Here is a 23,027-nt window from a genome sequence, read left to right as displayed (position 1 = left end):
CTCCAACCTAGCGGAGGCTGGGAGCCCTTCCGTCACCCTCCCGATCGGCCCAGGCACGGGCTATGCGGAGGTAGTCGTGGACGCTCAGCTGCTCGCCCCGCGAAGTGGGGGCGACCCCTCCGGCCTCGAGGAGGGCCGATGCGGCCTCGCTCCCGCCGAGCAGCTCGGCGAGCGCCTGGCGCAGCATCTTGCGGCGCTGCTGGAAGGCCGCGTCGACGATCTTGAAGGTGCGCTTCCGCAGCTCCTCCGACGCGAACGGCTCCGCGTGCCGCTCGAACGCGACGAGCACGGAGTCGACGTTCGGCACCGGCCAGAACACCTGGCGGCTGACCTGGCCGGCCGTGCGCCACGCGCCGTACCAGGCGGCCTTGACGCTCGGGGATCCGTAGACCTTGGATCCGGGCGCCGCGGCGATGCGGTGCCCGACCTCGGCCTGCACCATGACGACGCCCGTGCGGATCGCCGGGAAGTGCTCGAGCAGGTGCAGCAGCACGGGGACGGAGACGTTGTACGGGAGGTTCGCGACGAGCGCGGTCGGATCCCCCGGCAGCTCGGCGACGCGGAGCGCGTCCTCGTGCACGACCGTGAGGTCGGCGTCCGGCTGGTAGAGCGCGACCGTGACGGGCAGCTGCTCGGCGAGCCGGCCGTCGATCTCCACCGCGACGACGCTCGCGCCCGTCTCGAGGAGGCCGAGCGTGAGGGATCCGAGGCCGGGCCCGACCTCCACGACGTGCGTGCCCGCCTCGACGCGGGCGACGCGCACGATGCGGCGCACCGTGTTGGCGTCGATGACGAAGTTCTGGCCGAGCTTCTTGGTGGGCGCGACACCGAGCAGCTCGGCGAGGTCGCGGATCTCGGCGGGGCCGAGCAGCGTCGGCGCGGTGGCGGGCGCGGGCGATCCGGCGTCGGGCACGGCGGGTGCCGTCTCGTCGCTCATGCGCGGCCCGCCGGGTCGAGCTCGGCGGGGTCCTTCGACGGCGACGTCACGGGCTCGTCGTCCCAGCGCCCGTAGACCAGCTCGGTGTTGGAGGAGATCTGCGCGGCGAGCATCGACACGTCGGTGCCGAGGTGCGCGGCCATCGCGCGGAGCGTGTGCGGGATCAGGTACGGCGCGTTCGGCCGGCCGCGGAACGGTGCGGGCGTGAGGAACGGCGCGTCCGTCTCGACGAGCAGCAGCGACCGCGGAGCGAAGGCGAGCGCCTCGCGCAGGTCGCCCGCGTTCTTGAAGGTGACCGTGCCGGAGAACGACATGTACCAGCCGTTCTCGGCGCAGATCCGGGCGAGGTCCTCGTCGCCGGAGAAGCAGTGGAAGACGGTGCGCTCGGGGGCGCCGACGCGCAGCAGCGTGGCGACGACCTCGTCGTGCGCATCGCGGTCGTGGATCTGGAGGGCGATGCCGCGCTCCTTGGCGATGCGGATGTGCTCCTCGAACGAGCGCTGCTGGGCGGCGCGACCCTCCTCGCCGGTGCGGAAGAAGTCGAGCCCGGTCTCGCCGACGGCGCGCACGCGCGGGCGACCGGCCAGCTCGTGGATCTCGGCGAGCGCGTCGTCGAGCGTGCCCGCCTCCTCGTAGGCCGGCGCCTCGTTCGGGTGGATGGCGACGGCCGCGAGCATGCGCGGCTCGTGCGCGGCGGTCTCGGCCGACCAGCGGGAGGTCTCGAGGTCGCCGCCGACCTGGATCACGCCGCGGACGCCGACCGAGCTCGCCCGGTCGAGGTGCTCGGTGAAGTCGATGGGCGACTCGCCGTCCGCGATCTCGAGGTGCGTGTGGTTGTCGTAGACGGGGACCGTGAGCGCCTCGGGCAGCGGCGGGTACGTGAGGTCGCGCGTCTGGCCGTGGGCCGCGGAGGTGTCGCGCTGGCGCACGTAGTTGGAGTCGGACATCGCGCTCACTCTACCGAGCGCGTCCGCGTCGCCCGGGGCAGGCCGGATGGAGCTCGGCGCACTCACCGACCGCCGATCCGGAGCGGTGCACGATGGCCCGGCCCGCGCGGCGTATACCACGCGGATCGACGATCTGGAGGCCTCCGCACGAACCCGTCCGGGGGTCATCCCCGGTGCTAGCGTCCCGCGCTACAGGCGGTCGGATGCCGCCGTGCAACGGGGCACCCATGCCCGTTTCCCATCAGCACGTACGCACGACAGGATGGCGACAAATGGACGGATCGACGAACACGATCGACACGGCAACACGGCGAGCGGGCAAGCGGAACACGACGCGCAGACGCGTCGTCGCGGCCATCTCCGCCACGGCGGGCATCGCGCTCGTGACGCTGGCCGGAGCGGCGCCGGCGCAGGCGGCCACTCCGGCGTTCGAGATCTTCTACGGGCCCGGCTGCGGAGGCGGCGGGACGGCGTCCCGCGTGTACACGGGGTTCAACGCGAAGGAGGGGTGGGTCACCGACACCTTCACCAGCAGCCAGTGGGGCACCGTCGGTCTCGGACAGCCGATCCGCGAGGATGCGGCATCCATCTACGTCAGCAACGCCCGCGTGTACATCTACACGGACGGAGGCGACACGCCCACGTGGACGGCCGCATCGACGGGCGCCTGCTACGACCTCCCGCCCGCTGTCCGGAACCACAACACGCAGTGGCAGACGTTCCGGATCAACTGATCCCCGCGTAGAGCGGACCTGAGCGGGTGAGCGGGTGCCGGACGGACGGCCCCGCTCACCCGTCTCGAGGAGGCACCGCCTCAGGCGACCCCGACCCCTCGCGCGGATGCCGACCGCGGGGAGTCGGGATCGAGCGACGGGTCACGCGGTGGCGGCGGCCGGCTCCTGCTCGATGCGCGGGAACAGCGGGGCCTCGAGCGGCGTGACGGTGCCGGATCCCGTCCACTCGTCGGCGAGGTCGATGCGCTGCTGGCCGACCGTGCCGGTGCCGCCGAGCGCGGTCCAGAGCTTGGCGGTGGCGCCGGGCAGCACGGGCGCGAGCAGCACGGCGAGCGTGCCGAGGCCGCGGACCGCGGTGTGCAGCACGGTCTCGAGGCGCGCGCGGTCCTCGTCCTTCTTCGCGAGGGCCCACGGCTCCTGGCTCGTGATGTAGCCGTTGAGCTCGTCGACCAGGGTCCACACGGCCGCGAGCGCCTCGTGGATCGCGAGCCGGTCGATGGCCTCGTCGGCATCCGCCGCCGCGGAGCGCGCGACGGAGAGCACGCGCTCGTCGGCCTCGGTGAGCTCGTGCGCCTCGGGGATGCGGCCGTCGAAGTACCGGCCGACCATGGCGATCACGCGTGAGGACAGGTTGCCGAAGCCGTTCGCGAGCTCGGCCTGGTAGCGGGCGCTCAGGTCCTCCCAGCTGAAGGATCCGTCCTGTCCGAACGCGATGGAGCGCATGAAGTGGTAGCGGAACGCGTCGATGCCGAAGGTGTCGGTGATGGTCTGCGGCACGATGCCCGTGAGCTTCGACTTCGACATCTTCTCGCCGCCGACGAGCAGCCAGCCGTGGCCGAAGACGCGACGCGGCGGCTCCTCGCCGAGCGCCATGAGCATCGCCGGCCAGATGACCGCGTGGAAGCGGAGGATGTCCTTGCCCACGAGGTGCGTGGCGGGCCAGCGGCTCGCGAACCGCTCGTCGTCGACGCCGTAGCCGATGGCCGTGACGTAGTTCATGAGCGCCTCGAACCACACGTAGACGACGTGGCTCTCGTCCCACGGGATCGGGATGCCCCAGTCGAAGCTGGAGCGCGAGATCGACAGGTCCTCGAGGCCGCGGCGCACGAACGACAGGATCTCGTTGCGCGCGCTCTCGGGCTGGATGAAGTCGGGACGCTCCTCGTAGAACGCGAGGAGCCGCTCGCCGAAGTCGCTCATGCGGAAGAAGTAGTTCTTCTCCTCCAGCAGCTCGACGGGCTTCGAGTGGATGGCGCAGACCAGCTGGCCCTCGAACGGACCCGTGCCCTCGAGGAGGTCGGAGGGCTGCTTGTACTCCTCGCAGCCGACGCAGTAGTAGCCCTTGTACTCGCCCGTGTAGATGAACCCGGCGTCGTGGAGGCGCTGCAGGAAGATCTTCACGCTCTCCTCGTGGCGGGCGTCCGTGGTGCGGATGAAGTCGTCGTTGGAGATGTCGACGGCCTCGAGCAGCGGCTGCCAGCTCTCGGTGACGAGGCGGTCGGCCCAGGCCTGCGGGGTCGTGTCGTGCGCCGTGGCGGTGCGGAGGATCTTCTGCCCGTGCTCGTCGGTCCCCGTGAGGAACCAGGTGTCGTCGCCGCGCTGGCGGTGCCAGCGGGCGAGCACGTCGGCGGCGACCTCCGTGTACGCGTGCCCGATGTGCGGGACGTCGTTCACGTAGAAGATCGGCGTGGTGATGTAGAAGGGCTCGCCGCGGGACATGGGCTCCATCCTAACGATCGGCGGGAGCGCTCCCGGCCGTGTGACCGGGGCCATCGCCGGGGCGCGCGGCGGTCAGGACAGGTGGCGCTCCGCCGGCCCGTCGTACTCGGAGAGCGGCCGGATGAGCGAGTTCGACGCCCGCTGCTCGACGATGTGCGCGGTCCAGCCGACCACGCGCGCGGCGACGAACAGCGGCGTGAAGGCGCGGGTCTCGAAGCCGAGGAGCGCGTAGGCGGGGCCGGACGGGTAGTCCAGGTTCGGGAGGATCCCGGTGCGGTCCGCCATGCCGCGCTCGAGCGCGTCGTACAGGTCCATGGTGCGTCGAGCGGACTCCCCCGCCGCGCCGCCCGCCGCGACCCGCACGGCGACGAGGTCGTCGAGCGCCGCCTTCATGGTGGGCACGCGGGAGTCGCCCGCGCGGTAGACGCGGTGGCCGAAGCCCATCACCTTGCGCTTGGCGGCGAGCGCCTCGTCGAGCCAGGCATCGACCCGCGACGCGTCGCCGATCTCGTCGAGCGTCTCGAGCACGGCCTCGTTCGCGCCGCCGTGAAGCGGGCCCTTGAGCGCGCCGATCGCGCCCGTGACCGCCGAGTGCAGGTCGGCGAGGGTCGAGGTGATGACGCGGGCCGTGAACGTGGAGGCGTTGAAGGAGTGCTCGGCGTAGAGGATCAGCGACACCTCCATGGCCTTCGCGTCGGCCTCCGTGGGCCGGTCGCCGTGGACCATGAGCAGCAGGTTCTCGGCGAGGCCGAGGTCGTCGCGCGGCTCGACCGGGGCGAGGCCCTGGCGGCGGCGCTGGTCGTAGGCGATGAGCACGGGGATCTGCGCGAGCAGCCGGACGGACCGCTCGAGGTCGGCCTCGGGCGAGTGGTCGTCGGGCGTCGGATCCGCGGCGCCGATCGCGCTGACGGCCGTGCGCAGGACGTCCATGGGGTGGGCGTCGACGGGGAGGGCGTCGACGATCCGCAGCACCGCGTCCGTCGGTCGCCGCTCCGAGCGCTCCTGGTTCTCGAAGTGCGCGAGCTCCTCGTCGGTGGGCAGCTCGCCGTGCCAGAGGAGGTACGCCACCTGCTCGAAGGAGCAGGAGCGCGCGAGCTCCTGCACGGGGTACCCGCGGTAGAGGAGGGAGTTGGTGGCCGGCTCGACCTTGCTGATGCGGGTCGTGTCGACGACGACCCCGGCGAGGCCCTTGCGGATGTCGGTCATGGTGCTCCTTCGCGTCATGCCGCCCCGCTCCCGAGCTGCTCGGGAACCCACGGAGGGTGCGCCGTCAGCGTATCGGGACGGCGCGCGCCCGGCCAGGGGCGGGCGCCAGGGCACCGTGCGGGGACCCGCCGACGACGTGCGACGGCACCCTGATTTCCATTGCATCCGAAATGGCGATGGGCCGTGATTTCCAGATGAAAGAAATACCGGGATCCCGAGCGTCCGCCAATGCGCGCGAGGAGCGGTAGCACACCATCGCGCATGTGGCAACGGGGGGAAGGCGTCTTGACTTGGTCCAGGAGGAGGCATATTCCTTAACGAGTCCCCGGTGACGCCCTCCACGAAAAGCGGAATTCGCTCCTCGTCGTCCGTCACCATTTCGCGCACGTCAGCGCGCGAGGACGACCCCGGTCGTCCGCCTCCACGCCCGGATATCGCATCCGGCCCCGTCGCGGCAGCGATTCCGCCGCATTCTCTCGAACACCGCACGACACATGGAGGAATGCCATGCCCGCCGTATCCCCGCCGAGCAGATCCATCCTGCTCAATCCCGGCCCCGTGAACGTGCATCCGGCCGTCCGCGAGGCCATGACCTACCCGGACGCCTGCCACCGCGAGGTCGAGGTCGCCGACCTCCTGCGCAACGTCCGCGCATCCGCCACCCGGCTCGCGGGAGGCGACTCCCGCTTCACGAGCGTCGTCGTCACGGGGTCGGGGACGGCCGCCCTGGAGGCCACGCTCAGCAGCGTCGTCGCTCCCGGCAAGCGCGTCCTCGTGCTCGACAACGGCAACTACGGCGAGCGGATCGCCAAGGTGCTCGCCGCCCACGGCATCCCCGCCACGCACCTCGAGTTCGGCTGGGGCGAGCACATCGAGCTCGACGCGGTCCGCGACGCGCTCATCACGGACGAGGACCTGACGCACGTCGCGATGATCCACCACGAGACCAGCACCGGCATGATGAACCCGCTGCACGGGGTGGGCGAGATCGTCCACTCCCTCGGCCGTTCGCTGATCGTGGACGCGATCTCGAGCCTGGGCGCCGAGGACCTGAGCGTGGTCGACGACCACGTCGACTGGTGCGTCGGCACCGCGAACAAGTGCGTCGAGGGCCTGCCGGGAGTGAGCTTCGTGGTCGCCCGCCGGGCAGCGCTCGACGCGATCGCCGGGCACCCGCCCCGCACCCTCTACCTCGACCTCCACCGCCACCACCTGGCGCAGGAGGACGACGCTCCGCTGTTCACGCCGGCCGTCCAGGTGCTCTACGCGCTGGACGTCGCGCTGGCGATGGCGCTCGACGAGGGCGTGGCGGCGCGCGGCGCGCGCTACGAGTCGCTCGCCGGGATCATCCGCGACGGGATGACGGAGCGCGGTCTCGGGATCGCGCTCGACCCCCGCGACCGGGCCAGGAGCGTCACGAACGTCGCCCTGCCCGACGGCGTCACGTACGAGGAGCTGCACGACGCGCTCAAGCGTCGCGGATACACCATCTACGGGGTGCCGCAGAAGGTCGGCGAGTACGTGCGGCTCTCGACCATGGGGCAGCTGCGGGAAACCGACATCACGGGATTCCTGGGAGCTTTCGATGAATCGCTCGTCGAGCTGCGCGCCACGGTGGACGCATGAACCGCGGAGTGCTCGCGATCGTCGGCGGCGGTCCGAGCAGCACATATGTCCTGGAGCGGCTGGTGAGCCTCCTGCGCTCCGATGCGAGCGCGGTGGATCTGGAGATCCACGTATTCGAGAAGACCGGGGAATTCGGCGCCGGCGCCGTGCACAGCGCACGGCAGCCGCAGACGAGCTTCCTGAATCGCATCGTCGGCCAGGTGTCCTTCGCAGCCGACGAGACCGTCGTCGGCGCGGGCGATCTGCTCGGTGAATCCGAACGCCCGACATTGCATGAATGGTGCCAGCAGGAATACCGGCGGACGGGCGACGAGCGATTCAACCTGCGCGCGGAGGACTGGCCGAAGCGCTTCATGCACGGCATGGCCCTGGCCGCGCAGTTCGACCGGTACGTGCAGCACCTCCGGGACATCCCGGGCGTGCACCTGGAGCTGCACGAGGACGAGGTGGTCGACATCGACGACCTCGGACGGCGCCTGGAGCTGCACTGCGCCTCCGGGGCCCGGATCGCCGCCGACCAGGTGCTCTTCGTGACCGGCCACTCGGTCAACAAGCCCGAGAAGTACCCGCGGCAGGCCGTCTGGGCCGACGCCGCGGACGCATCCGGCCGCACGTTCGTGCGCTACGCCTACCCGCTGGAGGCCACCCTCACGCGCGACGCCGTCCCGCCGGGAGCCGTCGTCGCCTGCTCGGGCGCCGGGCTCACGGCCATCGACGTGGCGCTGTACCTCTCCGAGGGGCGCGGCGGCGCCTTCACCCGCCAGGAGGACGGATCGCTCCGGTACCGGCCGAGCGGCGACGAGCCCGCCCGCATCGCGATGGTGTCGGGGGCGGGGCTGTTCACGTTCGCGCGGCCGTTCAACGCCAAGCAGGTGGACCTGCCGCGCTACGAGCACCGGGGCCGGTTCCTCGCCGAGGACGCCGTCGACGCCCTCCGCGAGTCGGCCGGGATCCCCGTGCGCGTCGGGGCCGGCACCGTCCGGCAGCTCGACTTCCAGGCGCACCTGTTCCCGCTGGTGACGCTCGAGATGGCCTACCTCCATCACGCGACGCTCTTCGGCCCCTCCGTCGCCGCGCACCTCCGCGCCGTCCTGGAGCCGGTGTTCCGGCAGTTCCTCGCGGCCCCGGGGCCGGAGACGGCCGAGGCGCTCGGACGCACCGTCGACGAGGCCGCCGCGTCCGTCGCGGAGCACCTCCAGGCGCACCTCGACCGGGATCCCGCCGCGCCCGTCGGCGTCCCCTGGGACGTGGACGAGGCGGCCGAGCGGTTCCTGCGGGTCGTCTACGGCGTCGGCGGGAGCCCCGAGGACCCCCGCGACGACGCCGCGGCGAACCGGGCCGCCTACCTGGCCGGCGCGCCCAGCCCCTGGCGGCACCCCATCCACCCGGTCGAGCACCGCTTCTCGTGGGAGGAGGCCATCCGGCCCGTCCCCGACGCGTCGGCCACCGATCCCGCCGCGTACACGGCCGCGGTGATCGACTTCATGGAGCGGGACCACCTGGCGGCCGCCCAGGGCAACCTGCTCAACCCCTCGAAGGCCGCGGCCGACGGCGTCTGGCGGGATCTGCGCCCGGTGCTCGGGCACGCCGTCGACTTCGGCGGCCTGACGGCGGAGTCGCACCGCGACTTCATCGAGTCCGTCATGCGCCACCACAACCGCCTGGCGAACGGCGCCGCGCTGGAGGTGATGGAGAAGATGCTCGCCCTCATCCACGCCGGGATCATCGACATGAGCACGGGACCGGGCGGGCGGATCCTCGGCGACGACGGCGGCTTCACGGTCGTGGGTCCGCGCACGGGGGCCCGCTTCCCCGCCGACGTCCTGGTGGACGCGCGCGTCCACCCGTTCGACGCGGAGGCCGACGTGTCCCCGCTCTACGCGTCCCTCCTCGATCGCGGCCTCGTCCGCATGTGGGAGAACCCCTCCCCCGAGGGGACGCCCTACCGCCCGGGAGGCCTCGACCTCTCGCCGGACTTCCACCCGCTCACCGCCTCGGGCGAGGCCGACCGTCGGCTGACGTTCCTCGGGCCGCCCAGCGAGGGCGTCATGTTCTTCCAGCTGGGGGCCCTGCGCCCCCAGCAGAACCACCACCTGATGCAGGACATCCTCACCTGGATCGAGCATCTCGAGCACGAACTCCTGTCCGCATAGAGCACTGAGAGAAGAAGAGAGACACCCATGAAGAGCAACTCGCATCCCAGCTTCCGTCGGCTCATGGCCGAGAAGCCCATCGTCCGCATCGCGGGCGTGCACGACGGCCTCGGCGGCAAGCTCGCCGAGGGCGCCGGCTTCGACGCCGTCTGGTCGTCGAGCTTCGAGGTCTCCGCATCCCGCGCGCTGCCGGACGCGAGCCTCCTGTCCATGGCCGAGTACCTCGAGGCGGCCCAGAACATCCAGTCGGCCATCGGGATCCCCGTCGTCGCGGACTGCGACACCGGCTACGGGAACAACCTCAACGTCGCCCACATGGTGCACCGCTACGAGCGCGCCGGGATCACCGCGGTCGCGATCGAGGACAAGCACCACCCGAAGATGAACTCGTTCGCCGACGCGCACCACGCGCTGCTCACCGTGCAGGAGTTCTCGGACAAGATCGACACCGCCAAGAGCGCCCAGGACAGCGACGACTTCTACGTCATCGCCCGCACCGAGGCGATGATCGCGGGGCTCGGCGTGGACGAGGCGCTCGAGCGGTGCGCCGCCTACGTCGCCGCGGGCGCCGACGCGGTGCTGGCCCACTCGAAGTCGCGGGAGCGCGGCGAGATCGAGAGCTTCCTCCGCCAGTGGGGCGGGGCCGCGCCCGTGGTGATCGTGCCGACGACGTACCCGGACTGGCAGGTCGACGCGATCAGCGAGGCCGGCGCCTCCGCCGTCATCTACGCCAACCAGGGGCTCCGATCCTCCGTCCGGGCGATGGAGGGCACCTTCGCGACCATCCTCCGGGAGGGATCCAGCCTCTCGCTCGAGAGCGACATCGCCTCCGTCCAGCAGGTGTTCGACATCCAGGACCTCAGCCAGTGGCAGGAGCTCACCCGGTCCTGAGCAGGGGCGTCCCGGACGACGCCCGCCGAACACGACGAACGAGAGGGAGCACCACCATGACCGACACGGGAACGCGCGCCGGATCCCCCACGGGCGACGCCGCGCCGCACCTCCCCGAGCTCACGATCCTGCTGCTGGATCCCGTGCACCCGGTCGTGCGCACGGCCGCTCCGGCCGGCAGCCGCTTCGTGGAGCGCTACGGCGCGAGCGGACCGGCCGAGGCCGCGGATCTCGCGGAGGCGGACGTCGTCATCCTCCGCAGCGGCGCCGCGCTGACCGCGGAGATGATGCGCGCGGCGCCCCGGCTCCGGGCGGTCATCCGGGCGGGCGCCGGCCTCGACAACATCGACCTCGCGGCCGCGTCCGCGCAGGGCGTGCCGGTCTGCTCCGTGCCCGGCGGATCCGCGAACGCCGTGGCCGAGCTGGCCGTCGGCCTGGCGATCGGCACCATGCGCCACGTGGCCCTCGCCGACCGCCAGCTCCGCGTCGGCAGCTGGTGCAAGCACGAGCTGATGGGGACCGAGATCGCCGGCTCGACCGTCGGCGTGCTCGGGTTCGGGGCCATCGGGTCCCGGATCGGGGCCATCGCGTCGGCCCTCGGCGCCCGGGTGGTCGCCGGCGTCCGCTCCCCCAGCGACGCGCGGCGCGCCGAGCTCGCGGCCGAGGGCGTCGAGCTGGTCGCCCGCGACGAGGTGGCGCGACGTGCCGACCTGCTCTTCCTGGCGCTGCCCCTGGACGACGACACGCGGGGCGTCGTCGACGCGGCGTTCCTCGAGCGGATGCCCGCGGGGGCGTACCTCGTGAACGTGTCGCGCGGCGGCATCGTCGACGAGCGGGCGCTCGCGGACGCCCTCGCGTCCGGTCACCTGGCCGGGGCCGCCACGGACGTGCACGAGGTCGAGGGCCGCGGGACGAGCCCGCTCGCCGGCCGGGACGACGTGGTGCTCACCCCGCACATCGGCGGGATGACCGCCGAGGCGCAGGAGCGGGTGGGACGTGTGGTCGCGTCGATCCTCGCCGGGGTCGCGCGCGGCGACGCGACGCTCGAGGGACGGGTCGCATGAGCGCCGCCGTCGTCAGCGCCGTTCTCCGGGCGGAGCGGGACGTGCAGGTCGAGACCGCGCCCGCGGGGACGCTCGGAGCGGACGACGTGCGCGTGCGGGTCATCAGCTCCGGCATCTGCGGATCCGACCTCGCCGCGTACCGAGGGCACCACCCCTACAAGCGCCCGCCCGCCGTGCTGGGCCACGAGCTCGCCGGGACCGTCACCGAGGTGGGCACCGGGGTGCGCGACGTGCGGCCGGGCGACCGGGTCGCCACCTTCGCCTACGCGCCCTGCCTCCGCTGCGCCGCCTGCCGTCGCGGGGACCCGCACCTCTGCTCCGATCGCGAGAACCTCAGCGCCGGCCGGCTCGGCGGCACGCTCGCCGAGGAGGTGGTCCTCCGCGCGTCCATGGTGTGCGTGGTGCCGCCGCGCATGCCGAGCGATGCCGTGGTGCTCATCGAGCCGCTGGCCATCTCGGCGCACGCGGCGGCGCTGGCGGTGCTCGACGGGCGATCCGTCTGCGTCATCGGCTGCGGGACCATCGGGCTCGGCTGCGTCATCGCCGCCCGGGCCGCGGGTGCGGCGTCCATCCGCGGGATCGACCGCGGCGACGGGAAGCGGGACCGTTTCATCGCCACGGGAGGCGACGCGTTCGTCGACGTCCGGCAGGCGGCCGTCCGGGAGCTGCCCGACGAGGACGTCGTCGAGCACGACGTGGTGGTCGTCGCGACCGCCTACCCGGGCGTGCTCGACGACGCGGTGCGGCTCACGCGGCCGGGAGGCACCGTGATCGTGGTCAGCTACTTCCCCGACGCGCAGGTGCTCCACGCGAACGACGCCGTGTCGAAGGAGATCGCCATCCGCGGATCCGCGCTCAGCACCCGGCGCGACGTCGCCGCCGTCATCGCGTGGTGGGAGGCCGGCCTCGTCGAACCCGGCACCCTCATCAGCCATCGCTTCGCCCTCGCGGCGGCACCGGACGCGTTCGCGCTCATGGACGGCGGGGGCGACGACCTGGGGAAGATCATCGTCGAGGGGAGCGCATCATGAACGACCTCGTCGTCGGCGTCGTCGGCGCGACCGGGTACGCGGGCGCGGAGCTCTGCCGCCTGCTGCTCGAGCACCCGCACGTCGGGGAGATCCGGGCCGCGTCCCGGAGCGGGGCGGACATCGAGCAGACCAACGCGGCCCTCGACGGCAGCGGCGTGCGCTCCCTCCGCGTCGACGAGCTCCTCGACCACCTGGACGAGCTCGACGTGGCGTTCCTCTGCACCCCCACGGGCGAGGCCATGCGCCTGGCACCCGCGCTGCTCGACGCCGGGGTGCGGGTCGTGGACCTCAGCGCCGACTTCCGCTTCGCGACCGCGCGGTCCTTCGAGGAGGCGCACGGGAAGCCGCACACCGCGCCCGGGCTCCTGCCCCGCGCGGTCTACGGGTTCACGGAGGTGTTCCGCGACCGGATCCGCGACGCCGCCCTCATCGCCAACCCCGGCTGCTACGCCCTCACCGCGCTCCTGGCCCTCACGCCGCTCCACGCCGCGGGGCTCGTCGACACCTCCCAGCGGGTGGCGGTCTTCGCCGTGAACGGCACGAGCGGAGCCGGGATCGAGGCCCGGCGGCCGCTGTCCGTGACCGAGATGGCGGGAGCGCTGCTGCCGTACAACCTCGACGGGCACCGGCACGCGCCGGAGATCCACGAGGTGATCACGCGGATCGTCGGCTCCTCGCCGGACATCGACCTCACGACCGCGCACGGCGACTTCCCCCGCGGGATCCACCTGCAGGCGAGCGCGGTGCTGCGGGACGGCGCCGGCCGCGACGACGTGCTCGAGTGCCTGGCCGCGTTCTACCGGGAGCGCGACGCCGCGTTCGTGCACGTCAACCGGCGCACGCACGACGCGGTGAAGAACGCCAAGCAGTACGACGTCTACCCGAACCTCCGGCACGTGGTGGGCACCAACCGGTGCTTCCTCGGGGCCGACGTCGACGGCGCGGCGGGCGTGGTGCGGCTCGTGGGCGTCACCGACAACCTCGTCAAGGGCGCGGCGGGCTCGGCGATCCAGAACATGAACGTGTCCCTGCGCCTGCCGGAGCGGGCCGGGCTCGCGATGCGGGGGTTCTGAGCGTGCGCGGGGTGGCGTCGATCCGCACGGCGCGCATCCGGGCCGGGGACAGGTGGATCCTCTCGGCGGGCTTCAACGTCGACGCGCGCCTCGCGAGCACCGAGCGCATCGACGAGGAGCTCGACGACCTGGCCATGATGGCCGGGCGGGGCGCGCGCGTCGCGGTGCTCAGCCACCAGGGGACGCACGGCGACGGATCCGCGACGCACCTGGACCACGTCGCCCGGTACCTGGGATCGCGCCTCGGCCGCCGCGTGGACTACTTCCCGGAGAACGCGACGCCCCCGGCCCGGAGGCGCGCGCGCACGATGCGCCCGGGCGAGGTGGTCGTGTTCGGGAACACGCGCCATCACGCCGGGGAGGAACGGGACGACCCCGCGCTCGGGCGCGCCTTCGCGCGGCTCGGGGACGCGCTCGTCCTCGGCGGGTTCTCGAAGCTGCACCGGGCGCACGCGTCGAACGACGCGATCCTCCGCCACCTGCCCGCGTACCTGGCCTCGTCCGTCGAGCGGGCGGTCGGCGAGCTCGACGGCTGGACCCGACCGGAGGGGCGCTCGCTCGCCGTGCTCGGCGGCAGGAAGACGGAGAAGGCCGAGATCGGCCTCCCCCGCCTCGTGCGCCACTACGAGCGCGTGGTCCCGGCCGGCACCGTGCTCAACGCCGTCCTCCGTGCGGCGGGGATGGACATCGGCGACTCCTCGATGGGGGAACGGCCCGCCCGCGCGCTGGCCGCCGCCCGCTCCGTGCTCGCGGGCCCGTCCGCCCACCGGCTCGTGCTGCCCGCGCGGCTGATCGTCGCCGGCCGGGACGGGGCGGTGCGGCGGATCGCCGTCGGCGCGCCCGTGCACCCGGGAGAGCGCATCGTGGACTTCGAGTTCCCGACCGCCGCGCTCGGACCGCTCGACGCGCCGACGCGCATGCTGGTCGCGGGCACCCCGAGCGCCGCGCACGAGGGGCATCGCGTGGCGGCCCGCGCGGTCGAGCGGTGCTGCGCGGATCCCCGCGCCACCGCCCTGCTGCTCGGCGGCGACACCGTGCACGACCTCCCCGCTGCCGTCGCCCGCCGGTCGTCCGGTGGCGGGTCGGCCCTCACGCTCATCGCCACCGGATCCGCCGCCGCGCTGGACGCGCTGCGGACCCGCCGCCCGCTCCCCCCGCCGAGGAGGACCCATGCTCTGTGACATCCGGCTCGACACGAGGATCGTGCTCGGCGACGGCGGCCTCGACGACCTCGGCGCGCTGGCCGCGGGGTTCGGCACGCGCGCCGTGCTGGTCACCGGCCGGCACGCGATGCGGCGCTCGGGGGTGACGGCACGCGCCGTCGCGAGCCTCCGGCGCGCCGGGGTCGACGTGACCGTCGCGGACATCGTGCCGCCGGAGCCGCGCGTGCGCGACGCGGAGAGCGTGCTGCGCGTCGTCGAGGACGCCCGCGCCGACGTGATCATCGGGATCGGCGGCGGCAGCGTGCTCGACGTCGCGAAGGCGTGCGGCGTCGCCGCGGGCGGTGGCGGCGTGGCGCGGCTGGTCGGCGCGGCCGTCGAGCGGCGGATCCCCGTGATCGCGGTGCCGACCACGGCCGGGAGCGGCGCCGAGGTCACCACCGGCGCGCTCCTCGGCGACGACCACGGCGGCGGCAAGGTCGCGATCCGCGGGGATGCGGTGCGGCCGCGCATCGCGCTCGTCGACCCGGAGCTGCTCGCGGGCGTCGACGACCGCACGGCGGCCGCCACGGGCTTCGACGCGGTGGCCCACGGGATCGAGGGCCTCGTCGCCCGCCGCCGCAGCCCCGTGTCGGACGTCTTCGCCACCACGGCCCTGCAGCGGATGGCCGCCGAGCTCGAGCTGAGCCCGGATCGGCGGGACCGCCACCGGCTGGCGGAGGCCGCCCTGTTCGGCGGGCTCAGCGTCGCCACGGCGAGCACCGGGTTCCCGCACCGACTCCAGCAGGCGATGGGCGCCGTGGGGATCGAGCTGCCGCACGGCGCCGGGCTCGCGCTGCTGTACCCGGCGTGGATCCAGCACCTCGGCGCCCTCGCCCCCGATGCGCTGCGCCGGACCGACGACGCCCTCGGCGGCGCGGGTGCGACCGCGGAGACCGTCGACCGGCTGCGCGACGGCCTCGATCTGCGGCTGCGGCTCCGCGACACCGGGGTGTCGGCCGACGACCTGCCGCGCCTGGTCGCCGCCGTCACGGGCAGCGTCGAGAACGACCCGGGCGCGCACGGCGGCCCCGACGCGATGCTCGCGATCCTGCGGCGGTCCTGGTGACGGACCGACCCGCGCCCCTCATCCACCCCGCCCGCTCGACGGACCACGGGGACCCGCGTCCCGACACCACCACGGAGAGGTCGACCACCATGCACCTGCACGACGAGCGTGCCGCACCGAGCGGCCTGGATCCGGAACGACGCCTGCTCCTCGGGCTGTCGCGGGTCCGCCTGGACGAGACGGACGTCGACGCGGCCCTGCGCCTCATCCGCGGCGGCTCCGTGCGGTGGGGGGTGTTCCTGGAACGCGCCGCGCAGCACAAGGTCCTGCCCCTCGTGGGGCGCCACCTCCTCGAGCACCACCTGGCGCGCGGCGACACCGCCGACGGCATGCAGGCCGTGCCCTCCGCCTGGATCTACCCCGCGGTCCTCGCGGGCAACCGCGAACGGAACCGCGCCCTGGCGGGCGAGGCGGAGGCCGTGACGCGCGCGCTCGAGCGGCGCGGCGTCGCGCACGCCCTGCAGAAGGGGCTCGCCGTCGCCGAGTCGCTCTACGGCGACATCGGCGCCCGCCGCGTCACCGACGTCGACCTCCTCGTCGCGCGCGGCGACGCGGACGCGACCGACGCCGCCCTGCGCGAGCTGGGCTACGTCAGGGGGACGATCGCCTGGGAGGGGGATCGCCTCGTGCCCTCCCCGGATCCCGCGGGGGCCGCCGGCACGCTCCCCTACCTCCGGCCGGGTCCCCGGCCCGACCTGCCGGTGCTCCGCATCGACCTCGCCCACTCCGTGTTCGCGGACGAGCCCGACGAGGAGGCCCGCACGCGCGAGGTGCTGGGCAGGTCCCGCCCGAGCGTGGTCGACGGCCGCCCGCTGTCCCGGCTGGATCCCGCCGATGAGCTGCTCGACCTGTGCGTGCACCTGCACGCGGAGGCGACCCGACCGCCGTTCGCGGCGCCCGGCGTCGCGATGCACATCGGCAAGTTCGTCGACGTCACCGCCAGCGCCGGCGCGCTCGACGGCGCCGGGTGGGACGACGTGCTCGAGCGCACGGCGGAGACGCGACGGCGCCGGATCGTCCACCACGCGCTCCACTTCGCGGACGCGTTCCATCCGGGGAGCGTGCCCCCGCACGTGCTCGACGCGACGCGGCCCGCCGACACGTCCTCCCTGGACGTGTACCGCACCGCCGACCGCGCGGACGCGACGTGGTCCATCCCGTTCCCCGAGCGCCTGTTCGCCGCGGCGCCCGTCGCCCAGGCGACCGCGGGGCGCCCCGCGAGCGTCGGGGTCGGCGCATGATCGTCGCCGTCGTCGGCGCCGACGGCGCCGGGAAGTCGACCGCGACGCGTCTCGCCACGGAGCTCCTGCGCGACCGCGGGGACGCGGCCACCACGGTGGGCCGGTGGGACATCGTGGGCGACGACCGCTACCCGGCCGCCCGGTTCATGCAGGCCTCCGTGGAGGAGACCCGGCAGTGCGTGGCGGAGATGCCCCGCGCCTCGCGGTTCCTGTTCCTCATGTGGTCCATGGGGTACGCGCTGGAGGCGCGCCCTCCCGAGCCGGGCGCGATCACCGTCCTCGACGGCTACTGGATGAAGCACGCCGCGAGCGAGATCGCCTACGGGGTGGACCGGGAGTGGATCGAGTCGGTCGTGGCCGGGCTGCCTCGCGCGGACACGGTGGTGTACCTGCGCGTGACGCCCGACGTGGCCTGGGAGCGCAAGAAGGACGGCGAGGTCGAGCCCTACGAGTGCGGCATGGATCCGTCGTGCTCCCGCGCCGCGTTCGTGGCGCACCAGACGCGGATCCTCACCACCATGGACGCGTGGGCGGAGCGCCACGGCTGGTCCGTCGTGGACGGCTCGGGCGACCCGGACGCGTCCCGTCGCGCGATCGTCGCGTGCCTCGACCGGACGGAGCGTCCCGCATGACCTCGTCGACGAGGACCCTCATCGTCAAGGTCGGCGGCAGCCTGGTCTCCACGAAGCAGACCGACGACGATCTCGACCTGGGCGCGGTCGCGCGGTATGCGCGCATCGTGGCGGATCTGCACCGCCGCCACCCGGGTCACGTCGTGTTCGTCGCGGGCGGCGGCTCCATCGGGCACGGCGCCGTCCGCGGGATCGACGTCGGCGACGCGTGGTCCGCGTGGCGCCTCACCGAGGCGACCTTCCGCGTGCGCTGGGCGTGGACGGAGGCGTTCCGGGCGCTGGGGGTGGATGCGATGTCGCTCCAGCCGTCCGCGTGGTGCGCCTTCGACGACGCGCGCCCCGGCGGCGTCCACGCCGACGGCCACGTGCTGCGCCGCTGCCTCGCGGGCGGCGTGCTCCCCGTGCTCTCGGGCGATGCCGTCCTGGCGCCGGGCGGCGGGGTGCGCATCCTCGGCAGCGATGCCGTGCCGATGGCGGTGATCGACGCGCTCGAGGGGCCCTGGCGCGTGCTCCTGCTCACCAACGTCGACGGGTACCTCGCCTACGCGGACGCGGACCCCGATCAGCGCCGGATCGTGGCGCACATGACCCCCGGGGAGGCGACCGGCTTCGCGCTCCGCACGAGCGTGGCCGCGACGGACACCAGCGGCGGGATGGCCGGCAAGCTGCGCTCGCTCGCGGGGTTCGCGCGTCGCGGGGCCGAGGGCTTCATCCTCAACGGCTCACGCTGCTCCGGGCTGGAGGCGTGGGCGGGCGCCGAGGTCGAGGACTGGCCGAGCGGGATCCCGTTCACCGCGGTCTCCCGCTGACGCCGGCGCCGACGCGGACGCAGACGGAGGGGTGCGCGTCCTCCGTCGGCGTCAGCGACCCGGTGCGGCGGCCGTCCCCGCTCCGAGCAGGGTGACGAAGCCCCGGACGGCGGCGCGCATCGCCTCGTCGTCCTGGGTGGCCTTCGCGAGGACGTAGCCCCCCTGCACGACGGCGACCGCGGCATGCGCCATGTCGTCGGATCGCTCGCCCACGCCGCGCTCCACGAGCACGTCCCGGACGAGTCCGATGAGGTCCGTGAAGTACCCGGCGACGGCTCCGGAGAGCTCGGGGTCGGCCGCGACGGCCGGGTCGGCGGTGAGCCGGCCGATGCGGCAGCCGCGCGTCGCCGCGCGATCCCGGGTGAGGTAGGCGACGAGGCGGTCGTGCGCGTCCCCTCCGCCGCCGAGCTGGGCTGCGGCGGAGCGGAGGCTCGCCTGGACCGAATCGGACACCGCGGCGCGCGCGAGGTCCTTCTTGGACGGGAAGTGGTGGTACAGGCTGCCCTGCGTGACGCCGCTGGCGTCCATCACGTCGCGCGGGGAGGTGGCGCTGATGCCGTCATCCCAGAAGAGCTCCTGGGCTGCCTGGATGAGTCGGGTGCGGGGTGCGGGATCCGTCGTCGAGGTCATGCCGTCACCATACCTACCTCAAGGTATGTCGTCAACGGAGGCCGGGTCGCGACGCGAGGGAGGCACAGGGCCCGGGCGTCGGTAGCCTCGCATCAGGCGCCGCCACCGCCCGCCCGAGGGCCGGCGCCGATCGGAGGAGCCATGCCCGAGAACGCCACAGCGCCCGAGGACGCCGCCGCGCCTGCGGACGACACCGCGCACTACGACGTCGCCGTCATCGGCGCCGGGCCCGCGGGCACCGCCGCGGCCCTCCGCGCCGCCGAGCTGGGCGCGTCCGTCGTCGTGCTGGAGGCCGGCCGCGTGGGCGGCACGTGCGTCAACACCGGCTGCGTGCCCACGCGCGTGCTCGCGAAGACCGCGCGGCTCGTGCGCGAGGTGCGCTCCGCGGGCGAGAACGGGATCGGCGTGGGCGAGCCCGCGCCGCACTGGCCGTCGATCGTCGCGCGCGTGCACGCGCAGGTCGACCGCGTGCGCTCGCTCAAGGACGAGGCGGCGCGCTTCGCCGCGGCAGGCGTGACGCTCATCCACGAGGGCCGCGCGCGCTTCGTCGACGACCGCACGCTCGAGCTCGACAGCGGCCGGCGGATCACCGCGGGCTCCGTCATCGTGTGCGTCGGCGGCCGCTCGCGCCGCCTGCCCGTCCCCGGCGCCGAGCTCGCGACCGTGCCCGAGGACGTGCTCGCGCTGCCCGGTATCCCCCGCCGCCTCGCCGTCATCGGCGCCGGCAACACGGGCGCGCAGCTCGTCACCGTCTTCCGCTCGTTCGGCTCCGAGGTCACGCTGCTCGACGTCGCGCCGCGCGTGCTCACGGCGTCGGACGAGTCGATCTCGGAGGCCGTCGCCGAGGCGTTCACCGCGCAGGGCGTCCGCGTGCGCACCGGCATCGACACGGTTACCGGGCTGACGAAGACGGGCGACGGATCCATCACCCTGCTCTGGCGCGCCGGCGACCGCCCGCAGTCCTCCAGCTTCGACGCCGTGATCATGGCCACCGGCTGGCCCGCCGACGTCGACGACCTGGGCCTCGAGCACGCCGGCGTCGAGGTGGCGCGCTCGGCGATCCCGGTCGACCGGTACCTCCGCACGCGCGTGCCGCACATCCTCGCGGTGGGCGACGCCAACGGCAAGGACATGCTCGTGCAGGCGGCCCAGTCCGAGGGCGAGGCCGCGGCGGAGAACGCGGTGCTGGGCGTCAACAGGCGGATCCCGCTGCAGCTCCTCCCGGCCGGCGGCTTCACCGACCCCGACTACGCGGGCGTCGGCCTCACCCAGTCGGAGGCGCGCGAGCGCGACGGCGCGTGCGTGGTCGCGCGGGTGCCGTTCGCGGAGGTCGACCGCGCCGTGATCGACGACCGCGAGGCCGGCTTCCTGCTGCTCATCGCCGACCGCCGCCGCGAGCTGATCCTCGGCGCGCACGCCGTGGGCGAGAACGCGGTCGAGGTGATCCAGTCGGTCACCACCGCGATGGCCGCGGGCGTCGACGTCGCGACCCTCGCGCACGTGCGGTTCGCGTACCCGACGTACAGCGCGATCATCGGCTTCGCGGCCCGGCGGTTGCTGCAGGAGGAGGAGCGCGCGGGCGAGCTCGCCTGACGCGGCGACCGGGCGGACGTGATCGGATGGAGGCATGACCGCGCTCATCGTCACGGCCCACCCCGATCCCGACTCGCTCGCCCACCACGTCGCCCGCCGGCTCATCGCCGAGCTCGGGGCTGACCGGACGGAGGTCGCGCACCTCGCCCAGGAGGGCTTCGACCCGGTGTTCGGCATGGCCGACCGGGCCGCGTACTCCGGCGACGCCCCCGCGCCCGCGGACGTCCTCGCCGAGCAGGCGCGCCTCGACGCCGTGGATCACGTCGTGCTCGTCTTCCCCGTGTGGTGGTGGTCGATGCCGGCGCTCCTCAAGGGCTGGATCGACCGGACCTTCATCGGCGGCTGGGCCTTCGACATCGACGACGACGGTCGCATCGAGAAGCGGCTCCAGCGACTCACCGTGCACCTCGTGCCCGTCTCCGGCACGAGCCGCGAGTCCTTCGCGCGGCACGGCTACCTGTCCGCGCTCGAGACGCAGGTGGGCCACGGGATCCTCGACTACTGCGGCGCGCGCCGCGGTGCGACGGCGTTCGTGCACGACTCCGAGTCGGGCGACCGCGACGCCGTGGGCGCCGAGGTGGAGCGGGCCGTCGCCGAGGTGGTCGCCGCGATCGGCTGACGTCGGACCGGCGTGGAGATCCGGTCAGACCCCGTCGTCGATCCCCGCCATGTCGAGCACGAAGCGGTAGCGCACGTCGTTGCGGCGGAGCCGGTCGATCGCCGTCGCGACCTCCGCGACGGGCAGCACCTCCACGTCGGCCGTGATCCCGTGCTCGCCGCAGAAGTCGAGCAGGTCCTGCGTGCCGGGGCGGCCGCCGCTGCCCGTGGACGCCAGCTTCCGGCGCCCGGGGAGGAGATCCATCGCCTGCACGGTCAGCTCACCGAGGTGGCCGAGGACGCAGAGCGTGCCGTCGAGGTCGAGCACGCGGAGGTAGGGGCCGAGGTCGTGCGCCACGGAGACCGTGTCGAGCACGAGGTCGAGGGACGACGCGGCCTCGGCCATCGCGTCGGCGTCCGTGGAGACGACCACGCGGGTCGCGCCGAGCCGCTCGGCGTCCGCCGCCTTGGCCGCGGTCGTGGTGAACACCGTCACCTCCGCGCCGAGGGCGTTCCCCAACCGCACCGCGAGGTGGCCGAGGCCGACCACGCCGAGGCGCGTACCCGGCCCGACGCCCGCGGTGCGCAGCGGCTCCCACACCGTGACGCCCGCGCACATGAGCGGCGCGACGGCAGCGGGATCCAGCGACGCCGGCCGGCGGTAGACGAAGGACTCGCGGACCACGTAGCGGCCGGACCAGCCGCCCTGGGTCGTGGATCCGTCGATCCGGTCGCGGCCGCCGTAGGTGAGCGTCGGGAACTCGACGCACATGTTCTCGTGGCCGCCGCGGCACATGGCGCAGACGCCGCACGAGTCGACGATGTTGCCGACCGCGACCGGGTCGCCGGGCGCGAAGGCCGTGACGGCGGATCCGACGGCCACCACCTCCCCCACGAACTCGTGGCCGGGGACGAGCGCGTCGTCGCGGCCGTGCTGGTCGAGGGCGTGCAGGTCGGAGAAGCAGACGCCGCAGTGCGTGACGCGGACGTCGACGTCGTCGGGCCGGAGATCGCGGCGGACGATCGAGGTCGGGTGGACGGGCTGGCCGGAGGCCGGGGACAGGAGGGCTGTGGTGCGCATGCCCTCACTCTACCTACTGGTTGGTAGATCCGTACGATGGGTGCATGACCTCGACAGCCGACCGCACCCGGCAGCGCATCCTCGACGCCGCGACGGAGGAGTTCGCCGCCCGCGGCATCGCGGGAGCGCGGGTGGACCGCATCGCCCAGGCGTCCGGCATGAGCAAGCCGATGCTCTACGCGCACTTCGGCGGCAAGGACCGGCTGTTCGACGCGGTGTTCGCCGCGCACGTCATCGCGAACGGCGACCGCGTCCCCTTCACGGCCGACGACCTGCCCGGCTACGCGGCCCGCCTCTACGACGACTACCTCCAGGATCCGGCGCTCGCCCGCCTCGTGATGTGGAAGCGCCTCGAGCGCGACGGCGCCGGGTACCTCTACCCGGGCCTCGAGGAGCACGACGCGGCGCACCTCCGCGACATCGCCGCGGCCCAGGCGTCCGGCCGGATCCGCGCGGACCTCGACCCCGACGACGTGTGGACCCTGCTCATCGCGACGGCGGCGAGCTGGGCGCAGATCTCGATCACGACGGTCGCGACGGCGGACGACCCGGCGGTCCTGCACGCGCGTCGGCGGGACGCGCTGGCGGCGTACGTGCGCGACGGGCTCTGCGGAGGCTGATCCCTACGGCTCGAGGCGCAGCGCCTCGTCACCCTCCGGCAGCTCGACGACCACGTCGATCGCGTCCCGGTCGCAGCTCCTGGGGCACGTCGGGCGCCCGGCTGGTGGGCGCGACGGACGGAACCCCCGATGAGGGGCCGTGTCGCACGCCCTCGCGTGCGTGCCCCGATCGCTA

At 73.7% G+C, this 23,027-nt stretch carries 21 protein-coding genes; 15 read left to right on the top strand and 6 right to left on the bottom strand.

Translation table 11 applies throughout. The annotated features are described in order from the left end of the window. Positions 1–7 precede the first annotated feature (7 nt). Together rsmA and ITJ44_RS14510 are read right to left on the bottom strand one after the other, a co-directional pair. Positions 8–937, bottom strand: a complete 930-nt coding sequence (rsmA, locus tag ITJ44_RS14515; protein WP_228495133.1) for a 16S rRNA (adenine(1518)-N(6)/adenine(1519)-N(6))-dimethyltransferase RsmA — start codon at positions 935–937, stop codon at positions 8–10. Continuing rightward, entirely contained in the window at positions 934–1,884 is a 951-nt protein-coding gene (locus ITJ44_RS14510; protein ID WP_194636251.1) for a TatD family hydrolase, read from the bottom strand. Before ITJ44_RS14510 ends, rsmA begins: the two co-directional genes overlap by 4 nt. Positions 1,885–2,156: 272 nt before the next feature. Between ITJ44_RS14510 and ITJ44_RS14505 the strand changes: the two genes are divergently transcribed. Next, positions 2,157–2,618, top strand: coding sequence for a hypothetical protein (locus tag ITJ44_RS14505; RefSeq protein WP_194636250.1), 462 nt, complete (start codon positions 2,157–2,159; stop codon positions 2,616–2,618). 141 nt (positions 2,619–2,759) lie between these two features. Here the strand turns inward: ITJ44_RS14505 and metG are convergent, their stop codons facing one another. Beyond that, positions 2,760–4,337 (bottom strand): methionine--tRNA ligase, encoded by a 1,578-nt coding sequence (metG, locus tag ITJ44_RS14500; protein WP_194636249.1) that lies wholly within the window; start codon positions 4,335–4,337, stop codon positions 2,760–2,762. Positions 4,338–4,409: 72 nt separating this feature from the next. Next, the gene (locus ITJ44_RS14495) at positions 4,410–5,543 is read right to left on the bottom strand and encodes a bifunctional 2-methylcitrate synthase/citrate synthase (protein ID WP_370551705.1); all 1,134 of its coding nucleotides are present in this window, start codon (positions 5,541–5,543) and stop codon (positions 4,410–4,412) included. Between the two features lie 507 nt (positions 5,544–6,050). Here ITJ44_RS14495 and ITJ44_RS14490 point away from each other — a divergent pair. Genes ITJ44_RS14490 through ITJ44_RS14440 form a run of 11 tightly spaced genes read left to right on the top strand, consistent with a single transcriptional unit; the run spans position 6,051 to position 18,331 of the window. Further along, positions 6,051–7,169, top strand: coding sequence for an alanine--glyoxylate aminotransferase family protein (locus ITJ44_RS14490; RefSeq protein ID WP_194636247.1), 1,119 nt, complete (start codon positions 6,051–6,053; stop codon positions 7,167–7,169). Then, positions 7,166–9,322, top strand: a complete 2,157-nt coding sequence (locus tag ITJ44_RS14485; protein WP_194636246.1) for an FAD/NAD(P)-binding protein — start codon at positions 7,166–7,168, stop codon at positions 9,320–9,322. Before ITJ44_RS14490 ends, ITJ44_RS14485 begins: the two co-directional genes overlap by 4 nt. A 27-nt stretch (positions 9,323–9,349) precedes the next feature. Continuing rightward, entirely contained in the window at positions 9,350–10,213 is an 864-nt protein-coding gene (locus ITJ44_RS14480; protein WP_194636245.1) for an isocitrate lyase/phosphoenolpyruvate mutase family protein, read from the top strand. 56 nt (positions 10,214–10,269) lie between these two features. Next, on the top strand, positions 10,270–11,277 hold the full coding sequence (locus ITJ44_RS14475; protein WP_194636244.1) for a D-isomer specific 2-hydroxyacid dehydrogenase family protein: 1,008 nt from the start codon (positions 10,270–10,272) through the stop codon (positions 11,275–11,277). After that, positions 11,274–12,308 (top strand): zinc-binding dehydrogenase, encoded by a 1,035-nt coding sequence (locus tag ITJ44_RS14470; protein ID WP_194636243.1) that lies wholly within the window; start codon positions 11,274–11,276, stop codon positions 12,306–12,308. Before ITJ44_RS14475 ends, ITJ44_RS14470 begins: the two co-directional genes overlap by 4 nt. Beyond that, positions 12,305–13,381, top strand: coding sequence for an N-acetyl-gamma-glutamyl-phosphate reductase (gene argC / locus ITJ44_RS14465; protein WP_194636242.1), 1,077 nt, complete (start codon positions 12,305–12,307; stop codon positions 13,379–13,381). Before ITJ44_RS14470 ends, argC begins: the two co-directional genes overlap by 4 nt. An 11-nt stretch (positions 13,382–13,392) precedes the next feature. Further along, entirely contained in the window at positions 13,393–14,562 is a 1,170-nt protein-coding gene (gene pgk / locus ITJ44_RS14460) for a phosphoglycerate kinase (RefSeq protein ID WP_194636241.1), read from the top strand. Continuing rightward, positions 14,552–15,649, top strand: a complete 1,098-nt coding sequence (locus tag ITJ44_RS14455; protein ID WP_194636240.1) for an iron-containing alcohol dehydrogenase family protein — start codon at positions 14,552–14,554, stop codon at positions 15,647–15,649. Before pgk ends, ITJ44_RS14455 begins: the two co-directional genes overlap by 11 nt. Next, on the top strand, positions 15,646–16,890 hold the full coding sequence (locus ITJ44_RS14450) for a nucleotidyltransferase family protein (protein ID WP_194636239.1): 1,245 nt from the start codon (positions 15,646–15,648) through the stop codon (positions 16,888–16,890). Before ITJ44_RS14455 ends, ITJ44_RS14450 begins: the two co-directional genes overlap by 4 nt. Continuing rightward, complete coding sequence (locus tag ITJ44_RS14445; protein WP_194636238.1) at positions 16,887–17,522, top strand: thymidylate kinase; 636 nt, start codon at positions 16,887–16,889, stop codon at positions 17,520–17,522. Before ITJ44_RS14450 ends, ITJ44_RS14445 begins: the two co-directional genes overlap by 4 nt. Further along, positions 17,519–18,331: a hypothetical protein gene (locus ITJ44_RS14440; RefSeq protein ID WP_194636237.1), complete on the top strand. Its 813-nt coding sequence runs from the start codon at positions 17,519–17,521 to the stop codon at positions 18,329–18,331. Before ITJ44_RS14445 ends, ITJ44_RS14440 begins: the two co-directional genes overlap by 4 nt. Positions 18,332–18,382: 51 nt before the next feature. On the opposite strand, the gene ITJ44_RS14435 is transcribed toward ITJ44_RS14440, so the two are convergent. Beyond that, entirely contained in the window at positions 18,383–18,961 is a 579-nt protein-coding gene (locus ITJ44_RS14435; RefSeq protein WP_194636236.1) for a TetR/AcrR family transcriptional regulator, read from the bottom strand. Positions 18,962–19,102: 141 nt separating this feature from the next. On the opposite strand from ITJ44_RS14435, the gene ITJ44_RS14430 reads away from it, so the two are divergent. After that, the gene (locus tag ITJ44_RS14430; protein WP_194636235.1) at positions 19,103–20,554 is read left to right on the top strand and encodes an NAD(P)/FAD-dependent oxidoreductase; all 1,452 of its coding nucleotides are present in this window, start codon (positions 19,103–19,105) and stop codon (positions 20,552–20,554) included. A gap of 34 nt (positions 20,555–20,588) precedes the next feature. Beyond that, on the top strand, positions 20,589–21,173 hold the full coding sequence (locus ITJ44_RS14425) for an NAD(P)H-dependent oxidoreductase (RefSeq protein WP_194636234.1): 585 nt from the start codon (positions 20,589–20,591) through the stop codon (positions 21,171–21,173). Between the two features lie 24 nt (positions 21,174–21,197). Here ITJ44_RS14425 and ITJ44_RS14420 read toward each other — a convergent pair whose 3' ends face one another. Beyond that, positions 21,198–22,232 carry an NAD(P)-dependent alcohol dehydrogenase gene (locus ITJ44_RS14420; protein ID WP_194636233.1) on the bottom strand — a complete coding sequence of 345 codons (1,035 nt, stop codon included), beginning with the start codon at positions 22,230–22,232 and terminating at the stop codon, positions 21,198–21,200. A gap of 44 nt (positions 22,233–22,276) precedes the next feature. On the opposite strand from ITJ44_RS14420, the gene ITJ44_RS14415 reads away from it, so the two are divergent. After that, the gene (locus ITJ44_RS14415) at positions 22,277–22,852 is read left to right on the top strand and encodes a TetR family transcriptional regulator (protein ID WP_194636232.1); all 576 of its coding nucleotides are present in this window, start codon (positions 22,277–22,279) and stop codon (positions 22,850–22,852) included. Positions 22,853–23,027 lie beyond the last annotated feature (175 nt).

Origin of the sequence: Clavibacter sp. VKM Ac-2873, from assembly GCF_015351075.1 — a bacterium.
GTDB lineage: Bacteria > Actinomycetota > Actinomycetes > Actinomycetales > Microbacteriaceae > Clavibacter.
The sequence above is the reverse complement of the archived record's forward strand: the minus strand, read 5'-3'. Positions and strand labels throughout refer to the sequence as shown.

What these genes read in the sequence shown, in the direction of transcription:
- ITJ44_RS14485 (WP_194636246.1), top strand. Translation starts at nt 7,166, where the DNA reads ATGAACCGCGGAGTGCTCGCGATCGTCGGCGGCGGTCCGAGCAGCACA.
- ITJ44_RS14490 (WP_194636247.1), top strand. Translation starts at nt 6,051, where the DNA reads ATGCCCGCCGTATCCCCGCCGAGCAGATCCATCCTGCTCAATCCCGGC.
- ITJ44_RS14480 (WP_194636245.1), top strand. Translation starts at nt 9,350, where the DNA reads ATGAAGAGCAACTCGCATCCCAGCTTCCGTCGGCTCATGGCCGAGAAG.
- ITJ44_RS14455 (WP_194636240.1), top strand. Translation starts at nt 14,552, where the DNA reads ATGCTCTGTGACATCCGGCTCGACACGAGGATCGTGCTCGGCGACGGC.
- ITJ44_RS14420 (WP_194636233.1), bottom strand. Translation starts at nt 22,232, where the DNA reads ATGCGCACCACAGCCCTCCTGTCCCCGGCCTCCGGCCAGCCCGTCCAC.
- ITJ44_RS14470 (WP_194636243.1), top strand. Translation starts at nt 11,274, where the DNA reads ATGAGCGCCGCCGTCGTCAGCGCCGTTCTCCGGGCGGAGCGGGACGTG.
- ITJ44_RS14445 (WP_194636238.1), top strand. Translation starts at nt 16,887, where the DNA reads ATGATCGTCGCCGTCGTCGGCGCCGACGGCGCCGGGAAGTCGACCGCG.
- rsmA (WP_228495133.1), bottom strand. Translation starts at nt 937, where the DNA reads ATGAGCGACGAGACGGCACCCGCCGTGCCCGACGCCGGATCGCCCGCG.
- ITJ44_RS14475 (WP_194636244.1), top strand. Translation starts at nt 10,270, where the DNA reads ATGACCGACACGGGAACGCGCGCCGGATCCCCCACGGGCGACGCCGCG.
- argC (WP_194636242.1), top strand. Translation starts at nt 12,305, where the DNA reads ATGAACGACCTCGTCGTCGGCGTCGTCGGCGCGACCGGGTACGCGGGC.
- ITJ44_RS14505 (WP_194636250.1), top strand. Translation starts at nt 2,157, where the DNA reads ATGGACGGATCGACGAACACGATCGACACGGCAACACGGCGAGCGGGC.
- ITJ44_RS14510 (WP_194636251.1), bottom strand. Translation starts at nt 1,884, where the DNA reads ATGTCCGACTCCAACTACGTGCGCCAGCGCGACACCTCCGCGGCCCAC.
- ITJ44_RS14415 (WP_194636232.1), top strand. Translation starts at nt 22,277, where the DNA reads ATGACCTCGACAGCCGACCGCACCCGGCAGCGCATCCTCGACGCCGCG.
- metG (WP_194636249.1), bottom strand. Translation starts at nt 4,337, where the DNA reads ATGTCCCGCGGCGAGCCCTTCTACATCACCACGCCGATCTTCTACGTG.
- ITJ44_RS14430 (WP_194636235.1), top strand. Translation starts at nt 19,103, where the DNA reads ATGCCCGAGAACGCCACAGCGCCCGAGGACGCCGCCGCGCCTGCGGAC.
- ITJ44_RS14440 (WP_194636237.1), top strand. Translation starts at nt 17,519, where the DNA reads ATGACCTCGTCGACGAGGACCCTCATCGTCAAGGTCGGCGGCAGCCTG.
- ITJ44_RS14435 (WP_194636236.1), bottom strand. Translation starts at nt 18,961, where the DNA reads ATGACCTCGACGACGGATCCCGCACCCCGCACCCGACTCATCCAGGCA.
- ITJ44_RS14495 (WP_370551705.1), bottom strand. Translation starts at nt 5,543, where the DNA reads ATGACCGACATCCGCAAGGGCCTCGCCGGGGTCGTCGTCGACACGACC.
- ITJ44_RS14425 (WP_194636234.1), top strand. Translation starts at nt 20,589, where the DNA reads ATGACCGCGCTCATCGTCACGGCCCACCCCGATCCCGACTCGCTCGCC.